At 54.9% G+C, this 2735-nt stretch carries 2 protein-coding genes; one reads left to right on the plus strand and one right to left on the minus strand.

Features of this window, described 5'->3' with window-relative positions; all coding sequences use genetic code 11:
- Positions 1-330: 330 nt before the first annotated feature.
- A complete protein-coding gene (locus tag AC221Y_RS22905) occupies positions 331-738 on the plus strand; it encodes a VOC family protein (protein ID WP_299757830.1) in 408 nt (135 codons plus the stop codon).
- Positions 739-1117: 379 nt separating this feature from the next.
- Here the strand turns inward: AC221Y_RS22905 and AC221Y_RS22910 are convergent, their stop codons facing one another.
- Positions 1118-2155, minus strand: coding sequence for an IS110 family RNA-guided transposase (locus tag AC221Y_RS22910; protein WP_299757833.1), 1038 nt, complete (start codon positions 2153-2155; stop codon positions 1118-1120).
- Positions 2156-2735 lie beyond the last annotated feature (580 nt).

The raw sequence follows: 2735 nt of genomic DNA on the forward strand, positions 1-2735 counted from the left end.
CACCGAAAGCGGTCTTTGGATTATCTTTCACGAACGGCAGATTTGTCCGGAGGCCGTGTGAAATCTATCGAAAGCTTTTACAAATGCCAAAAATTGCCAGATTTAGGCACGCTCTGGTCGAGCTGAACCGTCAAATTAGCAACTCCCGAAAACGAGCGGCGCTAAATCATGAAGAATCCCGAGTTTTCACACAGCCTCTCCGCATAGCTGACATCGGGGATGGTCGCAGCGAATGACGTGTAAGTACGGGGCGGAAGCCCTGTGTAGCCCGCGGCAAGGTTTCCTCGTTCGGCCAGCCATGGTATTTCGTCGTTTCAGGAGGAGGCTGTCATGATGAAAATGCAACTGCATCACGTGTCGTATCCAGTTAGGGATGTTGAGGCGTCAGCCGCCTTCTACGAGGGTCTCTTCGATTTGACGCGGTTGTCTCGTCCACCATTTCCGATACCGGGAGTCTGGCTTGGTTGTGACGATCGCCAAGTCCATCTCGTGTTCAATGAATCTGGGACATATCGCGCTACCACATCACCTGATATCGCCGATGTTCACTTCGCATTCCGGACGGATGACTTCGAGGGAATGGTTGAGCTCTTGAAGGCGGCTGGATTTAGCGATGACCTGCCGGAGAATGACAGAAAACGAGTACTGATCATTCGCGAAGGTCTTGCCGGCTTTCCGCAACTCTATCTGCTTGACCCGGACCTCAACACCATCGAGGTGAACGCAGCCCCGATGTAGAAAAGTATTGCGGCAGCACTGTCGTCGCAACAACCGCTAAGTCCGCAACTCGGTCATAAGGGTCATAAAACTCGCTGCCGGCGCAGCCAATGTCCACTTCTCTATCGCGGCCTATGTCAAGAGTGGGCTGATCAATTCATCTTATGTTCCTTCTTCACTTGATCTGCCTTGCGGATGTGTCGCCACGGAGCTCGTGCTTCTCTTCGAGGTCGGCGCGTGGCCGCCTCATGATGGGGTAAGAAGGATGGAGTGGTTCAATCTTTCGGGCGCCCTTGCTACGGGCGCAGCAGGATCTGCAGCCATTGCGAACTCGCTCCACCCGTCGTCCCCGTGAGGACATCATTCTGCCGAGGCAGATCTCTTGATCACAGCCTATTTGTTAGGCCGTTTTGGTGGTGGTGTTGGTGAAGCGGAAGTCGGTACCATCGATCCACATGCGGTGGAGAATGACGGCAATGCGCCTAGCAAGTGCGACAGTCGCGCGCCGCATACCGCGCCGCTGTGCAACCCGCATCGCCCATGCCTTAAGCCACGACCATTTTTGGGAATGGGTGAGCATCGATTGTGCCGCCTCATAGAGCATGGTCCGCAGCATGGCGTCACCGCATTTGGAGATGCCGCCATCATAGTCGATCTCGCCGGACTGGTATCGCTTGGGCGTCAGACCGGCATGTGCGCCGACATCCCTAGAATGCACAAAGCGGTGCGGCTGATCAACCGATGCCCGATAGGTGAGTGCGACAACCGGACCAACGCCCGGCATTGTCATGAACCGTCTGCATATCGGATCGGCGCGCACCATATTGAGGAGCATCTTGTGAAGGATCGCCAGTTGCTGACGCATCACCCGCCGGACCGTCAGCAGAGGATCGACGATTGCGGCCAGTCTGGGGAAACTTTCAACCAACTCGCGGATACGCGCTTCGTAATTCCTCGTGCTGACAACACCGACCTTCAGGCCGAAGTTGCGCAGCGTGCCGCGCATGTCGCACTCGATGTCGAGCAATTTGCGCTGGAGCAGCTTGCGACTGGTCAACAGCATTCTTTGTTCCTGAGCGGCTAGCGTCTTGACATGCACCGGTTTGAAAAGGCCCACGCGCATCATCTGGGCGATCCCGCGGGCGTCATTGCGATCACTCTTATTGATCTGCTGGGCCTTGAGCAGCGCCTTCATGTGCCGTGTCTCGACGCATATGACAGGCAAGTTCGCCTCAGCCAGTCCGTTCACCAGCCATTGCGACAATGGTCCCGCCTCGATCCCAACCCGGACATAACCGCCACCGACCGTGGTCAGCAGTTCAACTAGGTCATCCGGCTCGGTTGGAACTTTGCGCTCGCAGATCACCTTGCCGACTTCATCGACAACACACACCGCTGTCTCTTGCACCGATACATCCAAACCCACAAGATACGTCATATCGCCACTCCCTCCTTGATGCTCAAGGCCAGGATGATCCCGATCACATCTTCTTAAATGAAGGGGCCGCAATCAAAATACACCATTCGAAATTGTAGCCGCCGCGATACACCATCTTTCCTAGCTGCACCGCAGCGCGTCTTTCGGGTCAATAGCAGCGACCCATTTTCTGCGTACGCACGATTGGCAATCTGGACATGTCTGCATTGGGCTCAGAGCCGCCGTTCACTGCGGCTTGTGCCAGTGACTGCACCGGCCTGATGCGACTGCAGTGTAGATCGCCATGACGCTCCGGTCAGAATGGTAACGACGTCGCGGCGGTGCAGCTTAAATTACCCCAGTCGCCTTGCAGCAACTGGGGCAGAAACTTCTAAAACACTCTAGAGGCAACCACTCACGTACACTCAGGGAGAGTTAGACACATGCTTCAAGCGCCTTAAATTGTCAACATGATAATATGGGGAATGACAATTTCTTACTCACTCTTCCCCTAATGTGTGATAACCATGTGCGGAAACTATCGGCGTATCGGACATATGAGCAAAATTTCCGCACTTTTTGAACTGCGTAGCATGCTGCG

The organism is Boseongicola sp. (genome assembly GCF_057460485.1).